The following is a 20,625-nucleotide window of genomic DNA, read 5'->3' as shown; positions in this document are numbered from 1 at the left end:
GGACTACGCCCGGTCGAGCCGCAGGCGGTCGGCGCGCGGCAGGCCCGCCACCACGAGGTCGTACGAGTCCTCGACGAGCTCCCGGACCACCCGGTCGGGGAGCTCGTCGGGCCGGTCGACGGTCACCGTGTTCCAGTGCCGCTTGTTCATGTGCCAGCCGGGCACGATGACACCCTCGTACTCGGCGCGCAGCCGCAGCGCGTCCTCCGGGTCGCACTTCAGGTTGACGGTCAGCGGGCTGCCGTCGAGGTGCGAGAGCGCGAACATCTTGCCGAGCACCTTGAAGACCGAGGTCTCCGGGTTGAACGGGAAGTCCTCCACCGCCGCGTTGAACGACAGGCAGAACGCTCGCAGCTCCTGAGGTGTCACCCGGCGCTCTCCTCCAGGTCGCCGACCGGCTCCGAGAGCACGGTCACGATCTTGTTCCGGCGGCCCGCCGCGGCCTCCGCGGTCAGCCGCAGCTCCCGCCCGTCGGGCAGCGTCACCACGGACGAGGCACCGGCGATCGGGACCCGGCCGAGGGCCTTCGCGAGCAGCCCGCCCACCGTCTCCACGTCCTCGTCGTCGAACTCGTCCAGGCCGTACAGCTCGCCGAGGTCGCCGATGTCGAGCCGGGCGGTGACCCGGAACCGGTCGTCGCCCAGCTCCTCCACGGAGGACACCTCACGGTCGTACTCGTCGGTGATCTCGCCGACGATCTCCTCGAGGATGTCCTCGATGGTGACGATGCCCGCCGTGCCGCCGTACTCGTCGATGACGACGGCGACGTGCGTGCGCAGCTGCTGCATCTCGCGGAGCAGATCGCCCGCGTTCTTGGTGTCGGGCACGAAGGTCGCGGGCCGCATGGCGGTGGACACCAGCTCGGCCTCGGCGTCGCGGTTGATGTGCGTCTTGCGCGAGAGGTCCTTCAGGTAGACGACGCCGACGACGTCGTCCTCGCTCTCGCCGACCACGGGGATCCGGGAGAACCCGGAGCGCAGGGCGAGGGTGAGGGCCTGCCGGATGGTCTTGTACCGCTCGATGACGACGAGGTCGGTGCGCGGCACCATGACCTCGCGCACCAGGGTGTCGCCCAGCTCGAAGACGGAGTGCACCATACGGCGCTCCTCGTCCTCGATCAGGGACTCCTTCTCGGCGAGGTCGACCATGGCCCGCAGCTCCGCCTCGGAGGCGAAGGGGCCACGGCGGAAGCCCTTGCCGGGGGTGAGCGCGTTGCCGATGAGGATCAGGAGCGGCGGGATCGGGCCCATGATCCTGGCGAGCGGCAGCAGCACGTACGCGGCGGCGGTGGCGGTGTTCAGCGGGTGCTGGCGGCCGATGGTGCGCGGGGACACGCCCACGGCCACGTACGACACGAGGACCATCACGCCGATGGCGACGAGCAGCGCCTGCCAGGTCTCCCGGAACTCCTCCAGGCACGCGTACGTGACGAGCGCGGCGGCGGCCATCTCGCACGCGACGCGCACGAGGAGCGCCACGTTCAGATAGCGGGTGGGGTCGGCGGCCACCTGGGCGAGCTTGGCGCTGCCGCGCCGCCCGGACCGGACGGACTCCTCGGCGCGGAAGCTCGACACGCGGGCGAGGCCGGCCTCGGCGCAGGCGGCGAGCCAGGCGACCACGACCAGCGCGAGGGCCCCGGCGATCAGCGAAAAGCTCATGACACGGTCGGCGCCGGCGACGGCCCCGTCAGTCCCTTCTCCGCACGCCAGCCGTCCACGATGCCCGCCTGGAGGCCGAACATCTCGGCCTTCTCGTCGGGCTCCTCGTGGTCGTACCCGAGCAGGTGCAGCACTCCGTGCACGGTGAGGAGCTGGAGCTCCTCGTTCATGGAGTGCTGCGTGGGCGCGTCCTCACCCTGCTTCTTGGCGACCTCCGGGCACAGCACGATGTCGCCGAGGAGGCCCTGCGGGGTCTCGTCGTCGTCCTTCATCGGCGGCCGCAGCTCGTCCATGGGGAACGACATGACGTCCGTCGGCCCCGGCAGGTCCATCCACTGCACGTGCAGCTGCTCCATGGCGTCGGAGTCCACGACGATCACGGACAGCTCGGACAGGGGGTGGATCCGCATCCGGCCGAGCGCGTAGCGGGCGATGTCGAGGATCGCCTGCTCATCGACCTCGGTTCCGGACTCGTTGTTGACGTCGATCGACATGGCGCTGTTGTTCTACTTCCCTCTGGGGCGGCTCTTGTGCGAGCCGTTCTCCGTACCGTGCTCGGTGTCGTACTTCTCGTACGCGTCGACGATACGGCCGACGAGCTTGTGCCGGACGACATCCTGCGAGCTGAGCCGCGAGAAGTGCACGTCGTCGACGCCAGCGAGGATGTCCTGCACCTGCTTGAGGCCGCTCTTGGTGCCGCCCGGCAGGTCGACCTGCGTCACGTCACCGGTGATCACGATCTTCGATTCGAAGCCGAGCCGGGTGAGGAACATCTTCATCTGCTCGGGCGAGGTGTTCTGCGCCTCGTCGAGAATGATGAACGCGTCGTTGAGCGTGCGGCCGCGCATGTACGCGAGCGGCGCCACCTCGATCGTCCCCGCCGCCATTAGCCGCGGGATCGAGTCCGGGTCGAGCATGTCGTGCAGTGCGTCGTACAGCGGCCGAAGGTAGGGGTCGATCTTCTCGTAGAGCGTCCCCGGCAGGAATCCGAGCCGCTCGCCCGCCTCCACGGCGGGCCGGGTCAGGATGATCCGGTTGACCTGCTTGGACTGCAGGGCCTGCACGGCCTTGGCCATCGCCAGGTAGGTCTTGCCGGTACCGGCGGGCCCGATCCCGAAGACGACGGTGTGCTTGTCGATCGCGTCGACGTACCGCTTCTGGTTCAGCGTCTTCGGGCGGATGGTGCGGCCCCGCGACGAGAGGATGTTCTGCGTGAGCACCTCGGCGGGCGACTCCTGTCCGCCGCTCCCGTCCGCCTTCAGCATGGCGATGGAACGCTCCACGGCGTCCTCCGTCATCGGTGCCCCCGTCCTCAGTACCAGCATCATCTCGTCGAACAGACGCTGGATGAGGGCGACTTCGCCCGGCTCCCCCGTCGCGCTGATCTCATTGCCCCGGACGTGGATGTCGGCCTCCGGGAAGGCCTGCTCGATCACTCGCAGCAGCGCGTCCCCCGATCCGAGCACCTCGACCATGGGGTGCTTCGGCGGAACGGTGAACTGCGCGCGGGCGCTGGATGGTGTCTGCGTCATGAGCCGGGCCTGTGGCCCTTGCTTCCTCCCCGTACGGGACTCTCTGCGGTGGTGTTCTGCGGTGTTGTACTGCACCGCCAAGGGTACGGCGCGGGTACGACAACGCCGAGCGGGTTTCGGGCACGACCGGAAGGGCGGCCGCCGGGCCGTGCCGTCCGGGGCCCTTTCGAACCGGTGGTCACGCCGAGCGGCCGAAGCCGATGGTCGGGACCGCGCGCCTGAGCGGCCACGCCCTCGACGTCTCCGGGAGGACCGGGCCGAGGAAGTCGTAGCGGTCCAGGGCGCAGCGGTTCTGGTGTTCGTTCGAGCGGACCTCCTTCCACCAGGCCGCGATCTCCGACCAGCCGGGGGCCGAGAGCGAGCCGCCGAACTCCTGGACCGAGAGGGCCGCGGTGAGGCCCGCGAAGGCGAGGCGGTCGGCGAGCGGCCAGCCCGCCAGGGTCGCGGTGACGAAGCCCGCGACGAAGACGTCCCCGGCGCCGGTCGGGTCGAGGGCCTCGACCTCGATGGCCGGTACGGACGCGGTCTCGCCGGTCCGCCCGTCCACCGCGTACGCGCCCTCCGCCCCGAGCGTCACCACGGCGACCGGCACATGCTCGGTCAGTGCGTGCGCGGCGGCCCGCGGGCAGGAGGTGCGGGTGTAGCGCATGGCCTCCTCGGCGTTCGGCAGGAACGCCTCGCAGTGCCCGAGGCCGGGCAGCGCCGCCAGGTCCCAGCGGCCGGTGTCGTCCCAGCCCACGTCGCCGAAGATCAGCGTCCCGGAGCGCGCGGCCGTCGCGACCCACGGCTCCTCGGCGCCCGGCACCAGCGAGGCGACGGCGGCCCTGGCGTGCGGCGGACAGTCAGGCGCGGGCTCCACGGGCGGCGGCTCGTGCCCGTGGCTGACCATCGTGCGTTCGCCCTCGTACGCCATGGACACGGTGACGGGCGAGTGCCAGCCCGGCACGGTGCGCGCGTAGCTCAGGTCGATGCCCTCGCCGTGTTCGAGGGCGTCCCAGCAGTACTCCCCGTAGTGGTCGTCGCCGAAGGCCGCGGCGAGCGAGGTGCGCAGGCCGAGCCGGGCGAGCGCCGTCGCCATGTTCGCGATTCCGCCGGGGCTGGACCCCATGCCGCGCGCCCACGACTCCGTACCCCGCACGGGCGCGCTGTCGAGGCCGGTGAAGATGATGTCGAGGAAGACCGTGCCGGTGAGATACACGTCGTAGGGCGGATCGGCCGTCGTGCGCAGCGCCGCGAGGGGGTCCGTTCTCGGTCGTGTGGAGGTCACGTCGCGCTCCCTGGGTGGTACGGGTCCGGTCAGTGTGCACGACCGGCTCCCGTACGACGGCGGGCGACATCAACCTGTCACGAAGCGGCGGCCCCGGCCGGAGCTACGATCGCCGCATGCCCGACAGCGCCAGCAGCGAGCCGCGGCGCGGAGTGCGCGAGGTGAAGTCGGCCGCCCGTACCGTCGACCTGCTCGACGTGCTCGCCTCGCGCGGCGACCGGCCGGCCCGCCTCCAGGAGCTCGCGGACGAACTGAGGGTGCCGCGCAGCTCCATGTACGCGCTGTTGCAGACGCTCATCGCGCGCGGCTGGGTGCGCACGGACGCGACGGGCTCGCTGTACGGGATCGGTATCCGCGCCCTGCTGACCGGGACCAGCTATCTGCGCACCATCAGTCGCGTGGGCCGCAGGCTGCCCGCGCACGTCGGCGCCCTGGGCAAGGCCCTGCTCGCCGAGCGCCCGGACGACGAACTGCCGCCGGGCCCGTACGTGCGGCACACCGCGCGCACCCACGCCACCCGCGCGAAGATCGAGGCGACGGCCCACCGCGGCACTTCGGGCATTCCGGACTGGCGCTGACGGCCGCCTACCAGCGCTGACACACCGTCAGATCCTGCTCCACCCCACGAAAAAGGGCTCTTCTGCCCGACCGAACCACACCCAAACCAAATGTGTCACGCGTCACAGCCCCCGGCTTATGTGCACACCCCACGGGCTTGATACAAATTGGCCGCGCCCCAACGTCCCCGGTTCGGTCCCGTTCGCAAAGACGAGGCGCTCCCAACTTCCCTGCCTTACCACCCCCTTGCCCAAAACAGCGTCCAAGGCGAGGGGCCCGTCCTCAGGAACGCCCGTGTCCTCGCGTACGTCCCGGCCCGCGCTCGTCGCCCTCTTCACCGCCGGTTACCTCGCCGCCTATCTCCTGCCCACCGTTGTCGGCCGCGTCGCCGACAGCCTGCGACTCTCCCCCACCCAGGCCGGTCTCGTCGGCAGTGCGCTGCTGCTCAGTTCGGCCACCGCGGGGTTCACCCTCGCGGCCCGTGTCGAGCGGGTCGGAGCCCGCCGCGCGGCCCGCACCGGACTGCTCCTCGCCGCCGTCGGCTACGCCACCGCCGCCCTCGCCGCCACCACCCCGCTGGTCGTCGCGGGTGCGATGGTCGGCGGCTTCGGCTCCGGCACCGCGACCGCCGTCGCGGCCACCGGGATCGCCGCCCAGAAGGACCCGCACCGGGCCTCCACGTTCGGGCTGCTGACCGTCTCGGCGCTCGCGGGCGCCCTCTACCTGACCATTCCCCGGATCAGCGAGGGTCACGGACTGCCGTTCGCCGCGCTCGCCGCCACGGCGCTCGCCGTGTGGCCCGCGACGAGCCGCCTCGACGGACCGGCCACCCCGGACAACTGCGCCGCCCCGGCCCCCAAGTCCCCGCTCCCCCACGCCCGTTCGGGCCTGCTCCTCGCCGCGACGCTCGTGTGCTGGTCGATGGCGCAGAACGCGCTGTGGGGTGTCAGCAGCCGCATCGGCACCGAACAGGCCGGCCTCTCCGAGGTCACGGTCGGCTCGATCTTCGCGGTGGCGCTCGGCGTCGGACTGCTCGGCGTGATCGGCGCGGGCGCGGTCGGCGTCCGCCTCGGCCGCGCGCTGCCCATCGGGATCGGCACGGTGGCGATCGCCGCTTGTGTCGTGGTCAGCTCCCGCGCGGACGGCCTCGGCTCCTTCGCAGGCGGCGAGATCGGCTGGAACACCCTGTACCCGGTGGTCCTGTCGTACGTGCTCGGCCTCGCGGCGTCGCTCGACCCGCGCGGCCGCTGGGCGGTCCTCATCGGCTCGGCGTCCTCGCTGGGCACCGCGTGCGGGCCGCTGGCCGGCAGCGCCCTGGCCCAGTCGACGGGCTTCCCCGTCATGGGCTCGGTGCTCGCCGTGGCCCTGCTGCTGCTCGCGGTGCCGCTGACGGCGGTGGCCGTGCACACCGGTGGCCGTCCGCTGTTCGCGGGCGCGGCACGACGCCACAGCGGCGCCCCGGTCGGCGCGATCGTGCCGCCGTCCGGTGTGCTGGAGCAGCCGGTGGTCGAGCTGTTCGACCTCGAGGCGACCACCGGGACGACGGCGTACGCGCCGTTCACGGCGGTGGGCCCCGACGGCGTCGAACCGGATTACCGGCCCGAGTACCGGCCGGAGCCCCAGCCGTCGGAGCAGCAGTCGGAGCAGGCTTCGGTTCAGCCGGAGATGTCGTCCAGCTCGTACGCCTCGACCTCGGCGATGTAGCGCGCCCTGCGCTCCTCGTCGTCGTCGAGGAACGACGCCACGAACGAGTTGCGGGCCAGTTCCCGCACTCGGTCGTGGTCGATGCCGAGGGCCTCGTGGACGGCGTGGAAGGTGTCTCCGACGTAGCCGCCGAAGTAGGACGGGTCGTCGGAGTTCACCGTGCACAGCAGCCCGGCGTCCATCATCTTCACCAGAGGGTGGTCCTCCAGTACGTCGATGGTGCGCAGCCGCACGTTCGACAGCGGGCACAGCGTCAGCGGGATCCGGTCCCGCACGAGCCGCTCCACCAGCTCCGGGTCCTCCAGGGACCGCAGCCCGTGGTCGACGCGCTCGACCCCGAGGATGTCCAGGGCCTCCCACACGTACGACGGGTCGCCCTCCTCGCCCGCGTGCGCGACCTTGCGCAGGCCGAGCGCGTCGGCGGCCTCGTACACCTCGCGGAACTTGGCGGCCGGGTTGCCGACCTCGGCGGAGTCGAGGCCGACGCCGACGATGCGGTCGAGGTACGGCTTCGCGGCCTCCAGCGTCTCCATCGCCGACTCGACGGGCTGGTCGCGCAGGAAGCACAGGATGAGCTTCGTGGAGATCCCGTGCCGCTCCTCGCTGCGCGCGAGCGCCCGGTGCAGCCCCTCCACGACGGTCCCCATCGCCACGCCCCGCGCCGCGTGCGCCTGCGGGTCGAAGAAGATCTCGGCGTGCCGCACGCCCTGCTCGGCGGCGCGCGCCAGATACGCGTCGGCGAGCGCCTCGAAGTCGTCCTCGGTGACGAGGACCGCCATCAGCGAGTAGTAGAGATCGAGGAAGGACTGCAGATCGGCGAAGAGGTACGCCTTGCGCAGCTCCTCGGTGTCCGCGTACGGCAGCGTGATGCCGTTGCGGTCGGCGAGCTCGAAGGCCAGCTCGGGTTCGAGGGTGCCTTCGATGTGCAGGTGGAGTTCGGCCTTGGGAATGCGGGCGAGTGGTGCGAGGGACATCCGAGCATCGTAACCACGGATGGGACCGCACGATTCAGCCGCGCTTGGGCACGCTCACCCGGTCCAGGTCGCGGGCGACCGTCAGCTCCCCGTCGAACCCGGCGGCCCGCGCCTGCCGCGCGAACTCCTCCGGGTCGGTGTAGCGCTGGCTGAAGTGCGTGAGGACGAGGTGGCGCACACCGGCGTCCCGGGCCACACGCGCGGCCTGCGAGGCGGTCAAGTGCCCGTGGTCGGTGGCGAGTCGCACGTCCTCGTCGAGGAACGTCGACTCGATGACCAGCAGATCGCACCCCTCGGCGAGGGCGTCGACGCCTTCGCACAGCCGGGTGTCCATCACGAACGCCACGCGCTGCCCGCGCCGCACCTCGCTCACCTCGTCGAGCGTGACGCCCCGCAGCGAGCCCTCCTTCTGCAGCCGCCCCACGTCGGGCCCCTTGATGCCGTGCGCGGCCAGCCGCTCGGGCAGCATGCGGCGCCCGTCGGGCTCGACGAGACGGTAGCCGTACGACTCGACGGGGTGCGAGAGCCGGCGGGCCTCCAGCCGGTACGAGGGGGTGTCCGCGAGCACCGCGCCCTCCCCGGCCACCGGCTCCTCCGCGATGTCGACGGTCTCCCGGTACGCGGTGGAGTACCGCAGCCGGTCGAAGAACCGCTGCCCGGAAGCCGGGTAGTGGGCGGTCACCGGGTGCGGAACCCGGTCGAGGTTGATCCGCTGGATGACACCCGCGAGACCGAGGGAGTGGTCGCCGTGGAAGTGCGTGACGCAGATCCGGTTGATGTCGTGCGCGGCCACACCGGCGCGCAGCATCTGCCGCTGGGTGCCCTCCCCGGGGTCGAAGAGGATGCCCTCGCTGTCCCAGCGGAGCAGGTAGCCGTTGTGGTTGCGGTGTCGGGTCGGCACCTGGCTGGCGGTGCCGAGCACGACGAATTCGCGTACGGACACGGGTTATCCGGGGGGCCACTGCATGCCACGGCCGCCGAGGACGTGGGCGTGCGCGTGGAAGACGGTCTGGCCGACGCCGCTGCCGGTGTTGAACACGACCCGGTAGCTGTCCAGCTTCTCGTCCTTGGCGACCTCGCCGGCCTCGCGCAGCACGTCGGCGGCGATGGCCGGTTCGGCGGTGGCGAGGGAGGCGGCGTCCGGGTGGTGGACGCGCGGGATGACCAGCACGTGGGTGGGTGCCTGGGGGTTGATGTCCCGGAAGGCCACGGTGGTCTCGGTCTCACGGACCAGTGTGGCGGGTACGTCTCCCGCGACAATCTTGCAGAACAGGCAGTCGTCCATGTGGGTCCCCTCGGCGGTGGTCGTCGGTATGGCCGCATCGTATCGATCACGCCCCACAGGGTTGCGCCCGCGGGGCTCCGCCCCGGACCCCGGTCCTCAATCGCCGGACGGGCTTGATTTGGCTGCGGCGATTGAGCAGCGGGGTCCGGGGCAGAGCCCCGAGCCGCAACCACTACTCCGCCGAAGCCCGCGGCAGCGTGGGCGCGGACCTGGCCGGGTTCTCCGCAAGCGCCGCCAGCGCGATGCGGATCGCCTCGTCCAGCTGCGGGTCACGGCCGGCCGCCGCGTCCTGCGGGGTCAGAACCACCTCCACGTCGGGATCCACCCCGTGGTTCTCCAGGCCCCACCCGTAACCCTCCATCCAGGTCGCGTACTTGGGCTGCGTGACCAGCGTCCCGTCCACCAGCCGGTACCGGCTGTCGATGCCGATGACGCCGCCCCACGTCCGTACGCCGACCACAGGACCGATCCCGAGCGCCTTGATCGCCGCGTTGACGATGTCGCCGTCCGAACCGGAGAACTCGTTCGCCACGGCGACCACGGGACCACGCGGCGCGTCCATCGGATACGAGAAGGCACGGCTGTCGCGCGGCAGGTCCCAACCCACCACGCGCCGCGCCAACTTCTCGACGACGAGCTGCGACGTGTGCCCGCCCCGGTTCTCCCGGACGTCGACGACCAGGCCCTCCCGCGCGACCTCCACGCTCAGGTCGCGGTGGATCTGCGCCCAGCCGGGCGCCTGCATGTCGGGGACGTGGAGGTAGCCGAGCCGCCCGCCCGACTGCTCGTGGACGTAACCCCGCCGGTCGGCGACCCACGCGTGGTACCGCAGCGGTTCCTCGTCGTCGAGCGGTACGACGATCACGTGCCGGGGATCGCCGCCCCCGGCCGGCGAGACCGTCAGCTCGACCGGCTTGTCGGCGGTGCCGACGAGCAGCGGCGCGGGCCCGGTCAGCGGGTCGACGGGCCGCCCGCCCACCGCGACGATCGCGTCGCCCGCCCGGACGGCGACACCGGGCGCGGTGAGCGGAGAGCGGGCGCGCGGGTCGGAGGTCTCGGACGGCAGCACCCGGTCGACGCGCCACCGCGCGGCCCCCTGCGGGCCGTCGTCGTGGCGGGAGATGTCGGCGCCGAGCAGCCCCTGAAGGCGCCGTCCTGAACCCCCGCCGCCTCGCGGCATCACATACGCGTGCGAGGTCCCCAGCTCGCCCTGCACCTCCCACAGCAGGTCGACGAGGTCGTCGTGCGTGGCGACCCGGTCGAGCACCGGCCGGTACCGCTCCAGCACGCCGTCCCAGTCGACGCCGTTCATGTCGGCGCGCCAGAAGTTGTCCCGCATCAGGCGCCCGGTCTCGTCGTACATCTGCCGCCACTCGGCCGCCGGATCGACGCTCTGGCTGATCCGGGACAGGTCGACGGTGATGTTCGTGTCGCTGTCGTCGTCGTGCGCGGGCCGCCGGTCGCTCGGCACGACCTTCAGCGCCTCGCCGGTCCACAGCAGCACCCGCTTGCCGTCGCCGGAGACCTCGAAGTGGTCGGCGTCGGCGCCGATCTCCTCGATCCGCTGCTGGACCAGGTCGTACCGTTCGAGCCGGGTCTTCGGATCGGGGGCGTCCAGGCCGGCCCCGGAGTGGCCCAGTACTCCGCGCACCGGGTGCCGCAGCCACAGCACGCCGTCCTTGGCCGTGCGCAGCGTCGAGTAGCGGGCGGCCTCCACGGGGAACGGCACGATGCGGTCGAGCAGCCCCTCCAGGTCGACGCGGGTGGCGGGCGCGCCCTCGCTGTCGGGAGTCTCGGCGCCGGGGGCGTCGGGGGTGTCGAAGGGGCGGCCGTGCCGCTGCGGTCCGAACGGCGACGGGGTCGTCGCGGCCAGCGTGATCAGGTGCGGCCGCGAGCCGCTGACGAACGCGAGGTCGAAGGCGTGCTCGTCGTAGACCGGGTCGAAGGAGCGCGCCGAAAGGAACGCCAGGTGCTTGCCGTCGAGCGTGAACGCGGGCGCCCAGTCCCGGAACCGCAGCGGCGTCGCCTCGCTGACGGACAGGTCGGTGGTGTTGGCGAGCTTCAGCTGGCGCAGGTCGTGCGGGCCGGGGTGCGACCAGGCGAGCCACGTCGAGTCCGGCGAGAACGCGAGCCCGTTCGCGTTCCCGTCCTCGCTGCGGTCCACCTCCCGTACGTCGCCGCTGTCCCGCTCGACGAGCAGCACCCGGCCGTCGTGCGAGGCCACGGCGGCCCGGCCGCCGTCGGGCGCCACGGCGAGGCCGAGGACCCGGCCGAGCCGTCCGGCGCCGATCCTGCGCGGTGTGGCGCCGGGCGCGGCGCCGGTGGCGGGCGCGAACTCCAGGGCGTCGTCGCCCTCGGCGTCCGTCACCCACACCACGTGCTCCTCGCCGTCCACGCGGAAGGTGTGCGGGAGCCGGGCCCGTACGCCCGGTTCGGCGGCGAGGGCGCGGGCGGGGCCCGCGCGGTGGGTCACCCAGTGCACGGCGCCGCGCACGTTGACGGCGCTGCCGCGCCCGGTGTGGTCGGGGGACCCGGCGCCGAACCAGCGGGCGGCGTCGACGGGCCGCGGCTGGAGGTCCACACGCTGCCCGCCGAGGCGGATGTCGAGCCTGCGCGGCTCCACCCCCTCGTCGAGACTCTCGACGAGCCACAGCTCACCGGCGCTCGCGTAGACGATCCGCTCGCCGTCGGTGGTGGCATGCCGCGCGTAAAAGCCGTCCACGGATGTGTGCCGCCGCAGTCCGGAGCCGTCCGGGAGGGAGGAGTAGAGCGCGCCGACACCCTCGTGGTCGGAGAGGAACGCGACGCGCTCCCCCACCCACATCGGGCTCTCGATGTTCCCGTCGAGTTCGGCGTGCAGGCGTACGAAGTCGCCCTCGCCGCCCCCGTCTTCGTCGCCTCGGTCGATCCACAGCTTGCCCGCCGTGCCGCCCCGGTACCGCTTCCACCAGGCGGCCTCCCGGCCCATCGGCGCGGACAGCAGCAGTATGCCCGCCCGTCGCCCACCACCGCCCTTCTGAGGAAGCGCTTCGCGCCCTTCTTGACTCGGCGGGCCGAACGCGACGCCGCCCACGGGCCCGTACGGCAGGGTCTCGGCGGGTCCGCCGTCCAGCGGTACGGCCCACGCCCAGCTGCGGCGCAGCGAGGCCTGTCCGTACGTGGTGGTGGCGAGGACCCGCCCGTCGGGCATCCAGCCGCGCACGCCGGTCGGCCAACTGCCCCAGTGCGTCAGGCGCTTGGCGGGGCCGCCGGCGACCGGGGCGATGTGCACCTCCGGCGCTCCGTCGCGGCGCGAGGTCCAGGCGACCGTCTCGCCGTCCGGGGAGAGCCGGGGGTTCGAGACGGGCATGTTGTCGGCGCTGACCCGCCAGGCACGGCTGCCGTCGAGGGGCGCGGCCCACACGTCGTCCTCGGCGGTGAAGACCACCAACTCGCCGTGCAGGTGCGGAAACCGGAGGTACGCAGGAGTCGTCACCCGGCCAGCCTAAATTTCGGCCGTGTCCCACGTCAGCCCCTCTGATCACTTCCCATGGGATGTGGGCGCGGGCGCCGTCACCGTGACGGTCTCGGTCACCGTGCTCGTGGCACCGGGCTGCGGCTCCTCGTGGGGCGGGGGGTCCTCGGACGGCTGAGGGTCCTCAGAAGGCTGCGGGTCCTCAGAAGGCTGCGGGTCCTCGGAGGGCTGCGGCTCCCAGGAGGACTGGGAGTCCTGGGAGTCCTGCGAGGGCGCCGGCTGCTGGTCCTGCGGGCTCGAAGACTCCTCGGTGGCCGAGCAGTCGCCGAGCACGCTGGTGGTGAACCACACCTTGCCCTCGACGCGCGCGGTGATCTTCCCGCGCACGCACTGGCCGTTGACGACCTCGTACACCCACCCGTTGACCTTGATGTCCTTGTCGTCCTTGGTCTTGCCCTGGCAGTCGACCTTCACCTCGCCCGCCGTGACGACACCCGACGGGGAGCGGCTGCTGTACGAACCGCTGCAGCTGAGCCAGGCGACATTGGCGTGCTGCCGGTTCAGCTCGGCGGTGGCCACCTTGTCGGTGGTGATCGCAACCGTCGACACATTGAGGTCACTGTCGACCGGCTGACAGGCGACGCCGCCGGCGACAGCGGCAGCGACGAGCAGTACCCCACCGAACACCCTCGATCCCCGCATGCACGGCAGAATGCCAGCGCCCGCGCGGGGGTGGTAGTCCGATTGCGGCCACTATGGGGGCAGTTGGCGGGAGTACGACCAGGGCCTAGCCCCAGCGTCCCGTACGCCCCAGCAGCAACGCCACCGCCGCCGTACCGGCCGTGGACGTACGCAGAACGCTGCGCCCGAGCCTCATCGGCCGCGCCCCGGCCTCCTCGAACACCGTCAGCTCCTCGGGGGAGACGCCCCCTTCGGGTCCGACGACGAGCACGATCTCGCCACTGTCCGGGAGTTCGGCGGAGGCCAGTGCCCCGCTCGGGGCGTCCCGGTCCTCGTGCAGCACGGCGGCGAAGTCGGCCCCGGCGAGCAGCGCGGCGACCTCCTTCGTCGTCGCGGCGTCCTCGACGACCGGGAACCGCACCCGCCGCGACTGCTTCCCGGCCTCCCGTGCGGTGGCCCGCCACTTGCCGAGCGCCTTGAGGCCGCGCTCGCCGCGCCACTGGGTGATGCACCGGGACGCGGACCACGGCACGATCGCGTCGACACCGGTCTCGGTCATGGTCTCCACGGCGAGCTCGCCCCGGTCGCCCTTCGGCAGCGCCTGTACGACGGTGATCCGCGGCGCCTCTGCGGGCTCGACCCGGGCGGGGCCCGCGTCGACGAAGAGCCGGTCCTTGCCCTCGCTGCCGGTGACGACGGCCTCGCACCACGAGCCGAGCCCGTCGGTGAGGGTGACCGTCTCCCCGGCCCGCAGCCGCTTCACGGAGACGGCATGCCGCCCCTCGGGCCCGTCGAGCACATACGCGCGGTCACCGGGAACAGCCCCGTCGACCACGAAAACCGGAGCGGTCATCGGACGGCACCCCGCTGCGCCAACGCGGCCTTCGCGGAGTCGAGTTCGGCGGCGAGCACCTCCACGAGCTGCCCGGCCGGCAGCTCCCGCGCCAGCCGGTGCCCCTGCCCCGCCCACAGCGCCATGCCCTGCGGGTCACCGGCCTTGGCGGCGGCCTTGCGCAGCGGCGACGTCATGTGGTGGACCTGCGGGTACGCGGCCGGGGCGTACGGTCCGTGCTCGCGCATGAACCGGTTGACGAGGCCGCGCGCGGGCCGCCCGGAGAAGGCCCTGGTCAGTTCGGTCCGGGTGAACAGCGGATCGGTCATGGCCTGCTTGTGCAGCTCCGGCGCCCCGGACTCGGGGGTGACCAGGAACGCGGTGCCGAGCTGCGCGAGATCGGCGCCCGCGGCGAGCACGGCGGCGATCTGCGCGCCCCGCATGATCCCGCCCGCGGCGACGATCGGCAGCTGGACGGCCTCGCGCACCTGCGCGATCAGCGAAAGAAGACCGATCCCGCTCCCGTCGGCCTCGGGGTTGTCCCGGTGGGTCCCCTGGTGGCCACCGGCCTCGATCCCCTGGACGCACACCATGTCGGCGCCGGCCTCCTGCGCGGCCTGCGCCTCCTCCACGGTCGTGACGGTGACACCGACCCGTGTCCCGACGCGCTGGAGCGCCTGGACGACCTCGCGCCGGGGGCAGCCGAAGGTGAAGGTGACCAGTGCCACCGGCTCGTCGGCGAGGACCGCGAGCTTGGCGTCGTAGCCGTCGTCGCTGCAGCTGTCGGTCTCGCCGAGCGGCGTCGCGTACCAGGTGGCCTCACCGGCGAGCTGGTGGCGGTAGACGTCGACGGTCGCCGGGTCCACGTGCTCGGTCTGCGGCATGAAGAGGTTGACGCCGAAGGGCCTGCCGGTCAGCGCCCGCACCTGTTTGATCTCCTGGTACATCCCGTCGGCCGTCTTGTACCCGGCGGCGAGGAAGCCGAGCCCACCCGCCTCGGCCACGGCGGCAACCAGCGCGGGTTGCGAAGCGCCACCCGCCATGGGGGCCTGCACGATCGGAAGGGGGCAGAGATCGGTCAGTGCGGAGGACATGACCGCATCGTGCCACGTCCCCTCCGGGGGGCCGAATCGACCCGGCCCCCGTCCCCCCACGCCACGGGGCTCCGCCCCGGGCCCCGCTGCTCAATCGCCGCAGGGGCTTGAAATACCGAGCACCTCGGGGCTGGATCCATCAGTCGCCGGCGGGGCTTGATTTATCAAGCCCCGCCGGCGATTGAGGCGCGGGGTCCGGGGCGGAGCCCCGAGGCCGTAACGCCGGTGCGGCGATCAGCGGCCGTTGAACGCGTCCTTCAGGCGGGAGAAGAGGCCCTGCTGGCCCGGCTGGAACTGCCCCGTGGGCCGCTCCTCGCCGCGCAGCTTGGCCAGCTCCCGCAGCACCCGCTCCTGCTCCGGGTCCAGCTTCTGCGGCGTCGTGACCTCGACGTGCACGATGAGGTCGCCACGGCCGCCGCCCCGCAGATGCGTGACGCCGCGCCCGTGCAGCGGAACCGACTGACCGGACTGCGTGCCCGGCCGGATGTCGATCTCCTCCATGCCGTCGAGCGTCTCCAGCGGCACCTTCGTGCCGAGCGCCGCCGCCGTCATCGGGATCGTCACCGTGCAGTGCAGATCGTCGCCGCGCCGCTGGAACGTCGGGTGCGGCAGCTCGTGGATCTCCACGTACAGGTCACCGGCGGGGCCGCCGCCGGGGCCGACCTCGCCCTCGCCCGCGAGCTGGATCCGCGTGCCGTTGTCCACACCGGCCGGGATCTTCACCGTGAGCGTGCGGCGCGACCGGATACGGCCGTCGCCCGCGCACTCGGGGCACGGCGTCGGCACGACCGTGCCGAAGCCCTGGCACTGCGGGCAGGGCCGCGAGGTCATGACCTGGCCGAGGAACGACCGCGTGACCTGCGAGACCTCACCGCGACCGCGACACATGTCACAGGTCTGGGCCGAGGTCCCCGGCGCGGCACCCTCGCCGCTGCAGGTCGTGCACACCACGGCGGTGTCGACCTGGATGTCCTTGGTGGTGCCGAAGGCCGCCTCGTTCAGCTCGACCTCGAGCCGGATCATGGCGTCCTGGCCACGGCGCGTACGGGACCGGGGTCCGCGCTGCGACGCCGTGCCGAAGAAGGCATCCATGATGTCCGAGAAGTTCCCGAACCCGCCAGCGCCGAAGCCACCGGCCCCGCCGCCTCCGCCGGCCTGCGACAGGGGGTCGCCCCCGAGGTCGTAGACCTGCTTCTTCTGCGGGTCGGAGAGCACCTCGTAGGCGGCGTTGATCTCCTTGAAGCGCTCCTGAGTCTTCGGGTCCGGATTCACATCCGGGTGAAGCTCACGCGCCAGCCTTCGGAAGGCCTTCTTGATTTCGTCCTGGGAAGCGTCGCGGCGCACGCCGAGTACGGCGTAGTAGTCCGTGGCCACTTACGACTCCGCCAGGATCTGTCCGACGTAACGTGCCACTGCGCGTACTGCTCCCATCGTTCCCGGGTAATCCATGCGTGTCGGTCCGACGACACCCAGCTTGGCGACTGCCTCGCCGCCCGAACCGTAGCCCACGGAGACGACGGACGTGGAGTTGAGTCCTTCATGGGCGTTCTCGTGACCGATCCGTACGGCCATGCCCGAATCTCCCACCTCACCAAGCAACTTGAGGAGCACGACCTGCTCCTCAAGGGCTTCGAGTACCGGACGAATGGTGAGGGGAAAGTCATGTCCGAAGCGGGTGAGATTGGCGGTACCGCCGATCATCAACCGCTCCTCCGTCTCCTCCACGAGTGTCTCCAGCAGAGTGGAGAGCACCGTGGAGACCGTACCCCGGTCCTCCTGCTCGAAAGCCTCCGGCAGGTCCTGCACCAGCTGCGGCACGTCGGCGAACCGGCGGCCCGCGACCCGGCTGTTCAGCCGGGCCCGCAGATCCGCCAGTGACGATTCGCCGAACGGCGCCGGGCAGTCGATCATCCGCTGCTCCACGCGCCCGGTGTCCGTGATCAGCACGAGCATCAGACGGGCGGGCGCGAGCGACAGCAGCTCGACATGGCGCACGGTGGACCGGGTCAGGGACGGGTACTGGACGATCGCCACCTGCCGCGTCAGCTGCGCGAGCAGCCGCACGGTGCGGCCGACGACGTCGTCGAGATCGACGGCGCCGTCCAGGAAGTTCTGGATGGCGCGCCGCTCCGGCGCGGCCATCGGCTTCACCGCGGTGAGCTTGTCGACGAACAGGCGGTAGCCCTTGTCGGTGGGGATGCGCCCGGCACTGGTGTGCGGCTGGGCGATGAATCCCTCTTCCTCCAGGACAGCCATGTCGTTACGGACGGTGGCCGGCGAGACACCGAGCTTGTGCCGCTCGGTGAGCGCCTTGGAGCCGACCGGCTCCTCGGTGCCGACATAGTCCTGGACGATGGCGCGCAGCACTTCGAGCCTGCGTTCACTGAGCATCGGCGCGCACCTCCAGAAACAGCCGTTGCGATCTTCCTGCTTTGGCACTCCCTGTGGGCGAGTGCCAATCGTCCCCGGCTCAGTGTACGGCCGGTGGGTACGGGCCCGGCAAGGGCGCTAGCGTCGAGGTATGGAGTTCGCGCAGCGTATCGACTGGGCCGCGAGAGGCTGGGAGCGCCTCGCGCCGAACGTGGGGCGGGTGCGGCTGCCCGGATGGGACTGCACGACCGGCCTCGTGGTCGGTGAAGAAGCGGCGCTCTTGATCGACACCGGATCCTCACTGGGTGAAGGCGCCGGGCTGCGCGCCGACACCCGTGCGCTCCTCGGGCCACACCGGAGAGTGACGCATGTCGCTCTGACCCACCCGCACTTCGACCATGTGCTGGGCACCGCCGCGTTCGCGGGTGTCGAGGTGTACGGGGCGGTGGGCATCGACGTCCTCTTCGAGCACGGCGCCGAGGCGCTGCGCGCCGACGCCGTGAAGCACGGCCTCGCCCCGGACGCGGCGGCCGAGTCGGTCGACCTCCTGGTCACCCCGCCGCACCGGGTGTGCGGCGAGTGGACGCTCGATCTGGGCGGCGGGCTCACGGTGCTGCTCGCGAACATCGGTCCGGCGCACAGTGGCCACGATCTGGCGGTGCTCGTCCCCGGCGGCCCCTCCGCCCCGGAGATCGTCTTCTGCGGCGATCTGGTGGAGGAGTCCGGCGACCCCCAGGCGGGCCCGGACGCGGCGCCGCACCACTGGCCCGCGGCGCTCGACCGGCTGCTCGACCTCGGGGGCGAGGACGCGGTGTACGTCCCGGGGCACGGTTCGACGGTGAATGCCCAGTTCGTCCGCGCGCAACGCGCCACATTGGCGACGTGTTTCGGCGTGTCGTAGTCCTGGCCTGCGCTGTTCTCTTATCGTCTTGCGGATGCGCCAGTACTCCCCCGACCTGACCCCTCCGTGGAAGCGGAACAAGCCGGCCGCCGAGGTCCCGGCCGAACCGGACCTCGTCGTCGAGGAGGTCACCACGGGCTTCTGCGGGGCCGTGATCCGGGTGGAGAAGACGGCGCAGGGGCCGACCGTGACCTTGGAGGACCGCTTCGGCAAGCACCGGGTGTTCCCGATGGAACCCCGCGGCTTCATGATCGACGGCAAGGTCGTCACCCTCGTACGACCCTCGGGCCCGGCCGGTCCCGTCCGGCCCACCCGTACCGCGTCCGGCTCGGTGGCGGTGCCCGGCGCCCGCGCCCGGGTGGCGCGCGCGGGGCGCATCTACGTGGAGGGCAAGCACGACGCCGAGCTCATCGAGCGGGTCTGGGGCGACGACCTGCGCATCGAGGGCGTCGCGGTGGAGTTCCTTGAGGGCGTGGACGACCTCCCGGCGATCGTCTCCGAGTTCGCGCCCGGAGCGGACGCCCGCCTCGGGGTTCTGGTCGACCACCTCGTGCCGGGCTCGAAGGAATGGCGCATCGCCCAGTCGGTGACCAGCGAGCACGCCCTGGTGGTGGGCCACCCCTACATCGACATCTGGGAGGCGGTGAAGCCGTCCTCCGTGGGCATCGAAGCGTGGCCCCGCGTCCCGCGCGGCCAGGACTGGAAGACGGGCGTGTGCCGGGCGCTGGGCTGGCGCGTGGCGAACACGGGTGAGGCGTGGCAGCACATCCTGTCGCGGGTCCGCACCTACAAAGACCTGGAGCCGGAACTCCTCGGCCGCGTGGAGGAACTCATCGACTTCGTCACAGCCCCCGAGTAACGCCCCCTGCACCGTGGTCGCACCCTCGGGGCTCCGCCCCGACCCCCGCTGCTCAATCGCCGCAGGGGCTTGAAATACCTAGCCTTGGGCAATCTGCCGCCTTGGGCGGCAGGGTGGGCAAGGCGGCACCCCGGTGCCGCGGAACGGAAACGGTGGGCGTCGGCCACGGTGCAGGCAGAGCAGCCCGGTGCCGCGCTGCGGGGAGCGCGGCGTGGCCTCAGTCGACCAGGTCGCGGACGACCGCGTCGGCGAGGAGGCGGCCGCGCAGGGTCAGGACCGCGCGGCCGGACGTGAACGGCTCCGGTTCCAGCAGGCCGTCCGTCAATGCTTTCTTCGCCGCCGCGAGGCCGTCCGGCTTGAGCAGCTCCAGCGGGCAACCGTCACGGAGCCGCAGCTCCAGCAGAATCCGCTCGACCCGCCGGTCCTCCTCCGCCAGGATCTCGCGCCCGGCCCCCGGCGACCGCCCACCCGCGAGCGCCGCCGCGTACGCCCCCGGATGCTTGACGTTCCACCACCGCACCCCGCCCACGTGGGAGTGCGCACCGGGCCCGGCCCCCCACCAGTCGGCCCCGCGCCAGTACAGCTCGTTGTGCAGACAGCGCCCGGCCTCCGAGGTCGCCCAGTTCGACACCTCGTACCAGTCGAACCCGGCCGCCCCCAACACCTCGTCGGCGATCAGATACCGGTCCGCGTGCACGTCGTCGTCGGTCATCGGCACCTCGCCGCGCCGGATCCGCCGCGCGAGCTGCGTACCCTCCTCGACGATCAGCGCGTAGGCGGAGACATGGTCGGGCCCGGCCCCGAGCGCCGCCTCGAGCGAGGCCCGCCAGTCGTCGTCGGTCTCGCCGGGCGTGCCATAGATGAGGTCGAGGTTGACGTGGTCGAAGCCCGCCGCCCGCGCCTCCGCGACACAGGCCTCGGGCCGCCCCGGCGTATGCGTACGGTCGAGCACCTTCAGCACGTGCTGCCGGGCGCTCTGCATCCCGAACGAGATCCGGTTGAAGCCACCGGCCCGCAGCTCGGCGAGGTACGCCGGGTCGACCGACTCCGGGTTCGCCTCGGTGGTGACCTCCGCGTCGTCCGCGAGCCCGAACTCGTCGCGGATCGACCCCAGCATCCGTACGAGATCGGCGGCCGGCAGCAGCGTCGGCGTACCGCCCCCGACGAACACGGTCCGCACGGGACGCGGGTCGTCGCCGAGCACCTTCCGCGCGAGGCGCACCTCCTCGACGAGCGTCTCCGCGTAGTTGTCACGGGACGCGAGCACGCCGCCGGTGCCGCGCAGCTCGGTCGCCGTGTACGTGTTGAAGTCGCAGTAGCCGCAGCGCGTGGCGCAGTACGGGACGTGCAGATAGAAGCCGAGGGGTCGGGAGCAGGACCCGGCGAGGGCGGACGCGGGCAGCGAGCCGTCGTCGGGCACGGGCTCGCCGTCGGGAAGTGCGGAAGGCATGACCCC

General features: G+C 72.0%; 18 protein-coding genes and 1 pseudogene. 4 read left to right on the top strand and 15 right to left on the bottom strand.

Annotation, left to right across the window (positions count from 1 at the left end; all coding sequences use genetic code 11):
* Positions 1–3 precede the first annotated feature (3 nt).
* From ACY34M_RS02415 to ACY34M_RS02395, 5 genes are all read right to left on the bottom strand, one after another.
* Complete coding sequence (locus ACY34M_RS02415; protein WP_462717346.1) at positions 4–369, bottom strand: MmcQ/YjbR family DNA-binding protein; 366 nt, start codon at positions 367–369, stop codon at positions 4–6.
* Positions 366–1,658, bottom strand: a complete 1,293-nt coding sequence (locus tag ACY34M_RS02410) for a hemolysin family protein (protein ID WP_462717345.1) — start codon at positions 1,656–1,658, stop codon at positions 366–368. Before ACY34M_RS02410 ends, ACY34M_RS02415 begins: the two co-directional genes overlap by 4 nt.
* Entirely contained in the window at positions 1,655–2,152 is a 498-nt protein-coding gene (gene ybeY, locus ACY34M_RS02405) for an rRNA maturation RNase YbeY (RefSeq protein ID WP_462717344.1), read from the bottom strand. Before ybeY ends, ACY34M_RS02410 begins: the two co-directional genes overlap by 4 nt.
* A gap of 12 nt (positions 2,153–2,164) precedes the next feature.
* Entirely contained in the window at positions 2,165–3,190 is a 1,026-nt protein-coding gene (locus ACY34M_RS02400) for a PhoH family protein (protein WP_462717343.1), read from the bottom strand.
* 178 nt (positions 3,191–3,368) lie between these two features.
* Positions 3,369–4,457 carry a carbohydrate kinase family protein gene (locus ACY34M_RS02395; protein ID WP_462717342.1) on the bottom strand — a complete coding sequence of 363 codons (1,089 nt, stop codon included), beginning with the start codon at positions 4,455–4,457 and terminating at the stop codon, positions 3,369–3,371.
* 116 nt (positions 4,458–4,573) lie between these two features.
* On the opposite strand from ACY34M_RS02395, the pseudogene ACY34M_RS02390 reads away from it, so the two are divergent.
* Positions 4,574–5,005: pseudogene (locus ACY34M_RS02390) on the top strand (helix-turn-helix domain-containing protein); the annotation flags it as partial.
* Positions 5,006–5,309: 304 nt separating this feature from the next.
* Positions 5,310–6,719: an MFS transporter gene (locus tag ACY34M_RS02385; RefSeq protein ID WP_462717341.1), complete on the top strand. Its 1,410-nt coding sequence runs from the start codon at positions 5,310–5,312 to the stop codon at positions 6,717–6,719.
* Here ACY34M_RS02385 and ACY34M_RS02380 read toward each other — a convergent pair.
* From ACY34M_RS02380 to hrcA, 9 genes are all read right to left on the bottom strand, one after another.
* The gene (locus ACY34M_RS02380) at positions 6,671–7,693 is read right to left on the bottom strand and encodes an adenosine deaminase (RefSeq protein ID WP_462717340.1); all 1,023 of its coding nucleotides are present in this window, start codon (positions 7,691–7,693) and stop codon (positions 6,671–6,673) included. The two genes, ACY34M_RS02385 and ACY34M_RS02380, sit on opposite strands and share 49 nt — an antisense overlap.
* Before the next feature lie 34 nt (positions 7,694–7,727).
* Positions 7,728–8,636 (bottom strand): ribonuclease Z, encoded by a 909-nt coding sequence (locus ACY34M_RS02375; RefSeq protein WP_462717339.1) that lies wholly within the window; start codon positions 8,634–8,636, stop codon positions 7,728–7,730.
* Between the two features lie 3 nt (positions 8,637–8,639).
* Positions 8,640–8,978, bottom strand: coding sequence for a histidine triad nucleotide-binding protein (locus ACY34M_RS02370; protein ID WP_462717338.1), 339 nt, complete (start codon positions 8,976–8,978; stop codon positions 8,640–8,642).
* 172 nt (positions 8,979–9,150) lie between these two features.
* Entirely contained in the window at positions 9,151–12,453 is a 3,303-nt protein-coding gene (locus ACY34M_RS02365; protein WP_462717337.1) for a S41 family peptidase, read from the bottom strand.
* Between the two features lie 45 nt (positions 12,454–12,498).
* Entirely contained in the window at positions 12,499–13,134 is a 636-nt protein-coding gene (locus ACY34M_RS02360) for a hypothetical protein (protein WP_462717336.1), read from the bottom strand.
* Between the two features lie 85 nt (positions 13,135–13,219).
* Complete coding sequence (locus ACY34M_RS02355) at positions 13,220–13,966, bottom strand: 16S rRNA (uracil(1498)-N(3))-methyltransferase (protein WP_462717335.1); 747 nt, start codon at positions 13,964–13,966, stop codon at positions 13,220–13,222.
* Complete coding sequence (locus tag ACY34M_RS02350) at positions 13,963–15,039, bottom strand: nitronate monooxygenase (protein WP_462717334.1); 1,077 nt, start codon at positions 15,037–15,039, stop codon at positions 13,963–13,965. Before ACY34M_RS02350 ends, ACY34M_RS02355 begins: the two co-directional genes overlap by 4 nt.
* Before the next feature lie 234 nt (positions 15,040–15,273).
* Complete coding sequence (dnaJ, locus tag ACY34M_RS02345; protein ID WP_462717333.1) at positions 15,274–16,413, bottom strand: molecular chaperone DnaJ; 1,140 nt, start codon at positions 16,411–16,413, stop codon at positions 15,274–15,276.
* On the bottom strand, positions 16,414–17,430 hold the full coding sequence (gene hrcA / locus ACY34M_RS02340; RefSeq protein ID WP_462717332.1) for a heat-inducible transcriptional repressor HrcA: 1,017 nt from the start codon (positions 17,428–17,430) through the stop codon (positions 16,414–16,416). It abuts the gene before it with no gap.
* 130 nt (positions 17,431–17,560) lie between these two features.
* Between hrcA and ACY34M_RS02335 the strand changes: the two genes are divergently transcribed.
* Positions 17,561–18,310: an MBL fold metallo-hydrolase gene (locus ACY34M_RS02335; protein ID WP_462717331.1), complete on the top strand. Its 750-nt coding sequence runs from the start codon at positions 17,561–17,563 to the stop codon at positions 18,308–18,310.
* 34 nt (positions 18,311–18,344) lie between these two features.
* Positions 18,345–19,169, top strand: a complete 825-nt coding sequence (locus ACY34M_RS02330) for a DUF3097 domain-containing protein (RefSeq protein WP_462717330.1) — start codon at positions 18,345–18,347, stop codon at positions 19,167–19,169.
* A gap of 217 nt (positions 19,170–19,386) precedes the next feature.
* Here ACY34M_RS02330 and hemW read toward each other — a convergent pair whose 3' ends face one another.
* Positions 19,387–20,619, bottom strand: coding sequence for a radical SAM family heme chaperone HemW (hemW, locus tag ACY34M_RS02325; protein WP_462717329.1), 1,233 nt, complete (start codon positions 20,617–20,619; stop codon positions 19,387–19,389).
* Positions 20,620–20,625: the final 6 nt, after the last annotated feature.

It is taken from the genome of Streptomyces sp. EDA2-14 (assembly GCF_054963755.1).
This window is presented reverse-complemented; position numbering and strand designations above follow the sequence as displayed.

Excerpts from the sequence above, each read along its gene's own strand:
- ACY34M_RS02330 (WP_462717330.1), top strand. The coding sequence starts at position 18,345 with ATGCGCCAGTACTCCCCCGACCTGACCCCTCCGTGGAAGCGGAACAAG.
- ACY34M_RS02380 (WP_462717340.1), bottom strand. The coding sequence starts at position 7,693 with ATGTCCCTCGCACCACTCGCCCGCATTCCCAAGGCCGAACTCCACCTG.
- ybeY (WP_462717344.1), bottom strand. The coding sequence starts at position 2,152 with ATGTCGATCGACGTCAACAACGAGTCCGGAACCGAGGTCGATGAGCAG.
- ACY34M_RS02370 (WP_462717338.1), bottom strand. The coding sequence starts at position 8,978 with ATGGACGACTGCCTGTTCTGCAAGATTGTCGCGGGAGACGTACCCGCC.
- ACY34M_RS02355 (WP_462717335.1), bottom strand. The coding sequence starts at position 13,966 with ATGACCGCTCCGGTTTTCGTGGTCGACGGGGCTGTTCCCGGTGACCGC.
- ACY34M_RS02410 (WP_462717345.1), bottom strand. The coding sequence starts at position 1,658 with ATGAGCTTTTCGCTGATCGCCGGGGCCCTCGCGCTGGTCGTGGTCGCC.
- ACY34M_RS02360 (WP_462717336.1), bottom strand. The coding sequence starts at position 13,134 with ATGCGGGGATCGAGGGTGTTCGGTGGGGTACTGCTCGTCGCTGCCGCT.
- ACY34M_RS02350 (WP_462717334.1), bottom strand. The coding sequence starts at position 15,039 with ATGTCCTCCGCACTGACCGATCTCTGCCCCCTTCCGATCGTGCAGGCC.
- hemW (WP_462717329.1), bottom strand. The coding sequence starts at position 20,619 with ATGCCTTCCGCACTTCCCGACGGCGAGCCCGTGCCCGACGACGGCTCG.
- hrcA (WP_462717332.1), bottom strand. The coding sequence starts at position 17,430 with ATGCTCAGTGAACGCAGGCTCGAAGTGCTGCGCGCCATCGTCCAGGAC.
- ACY34M_RS02400 (WP_462717343.1), bottom strand. The coding sequence starts at position 3,190 with ATGACGCAGACACCATCCAGCGCCCGCGCGCAGTTCACCGTTCCGCCG.
- ACY34M_RS02335 (WP_462717331.1), top strand. The coding sequence starts at position 17,561 with ATGGAGTTCGCGCAGCGTATCGACTGGGCCGCGAGAGGCTGGGAGCGC.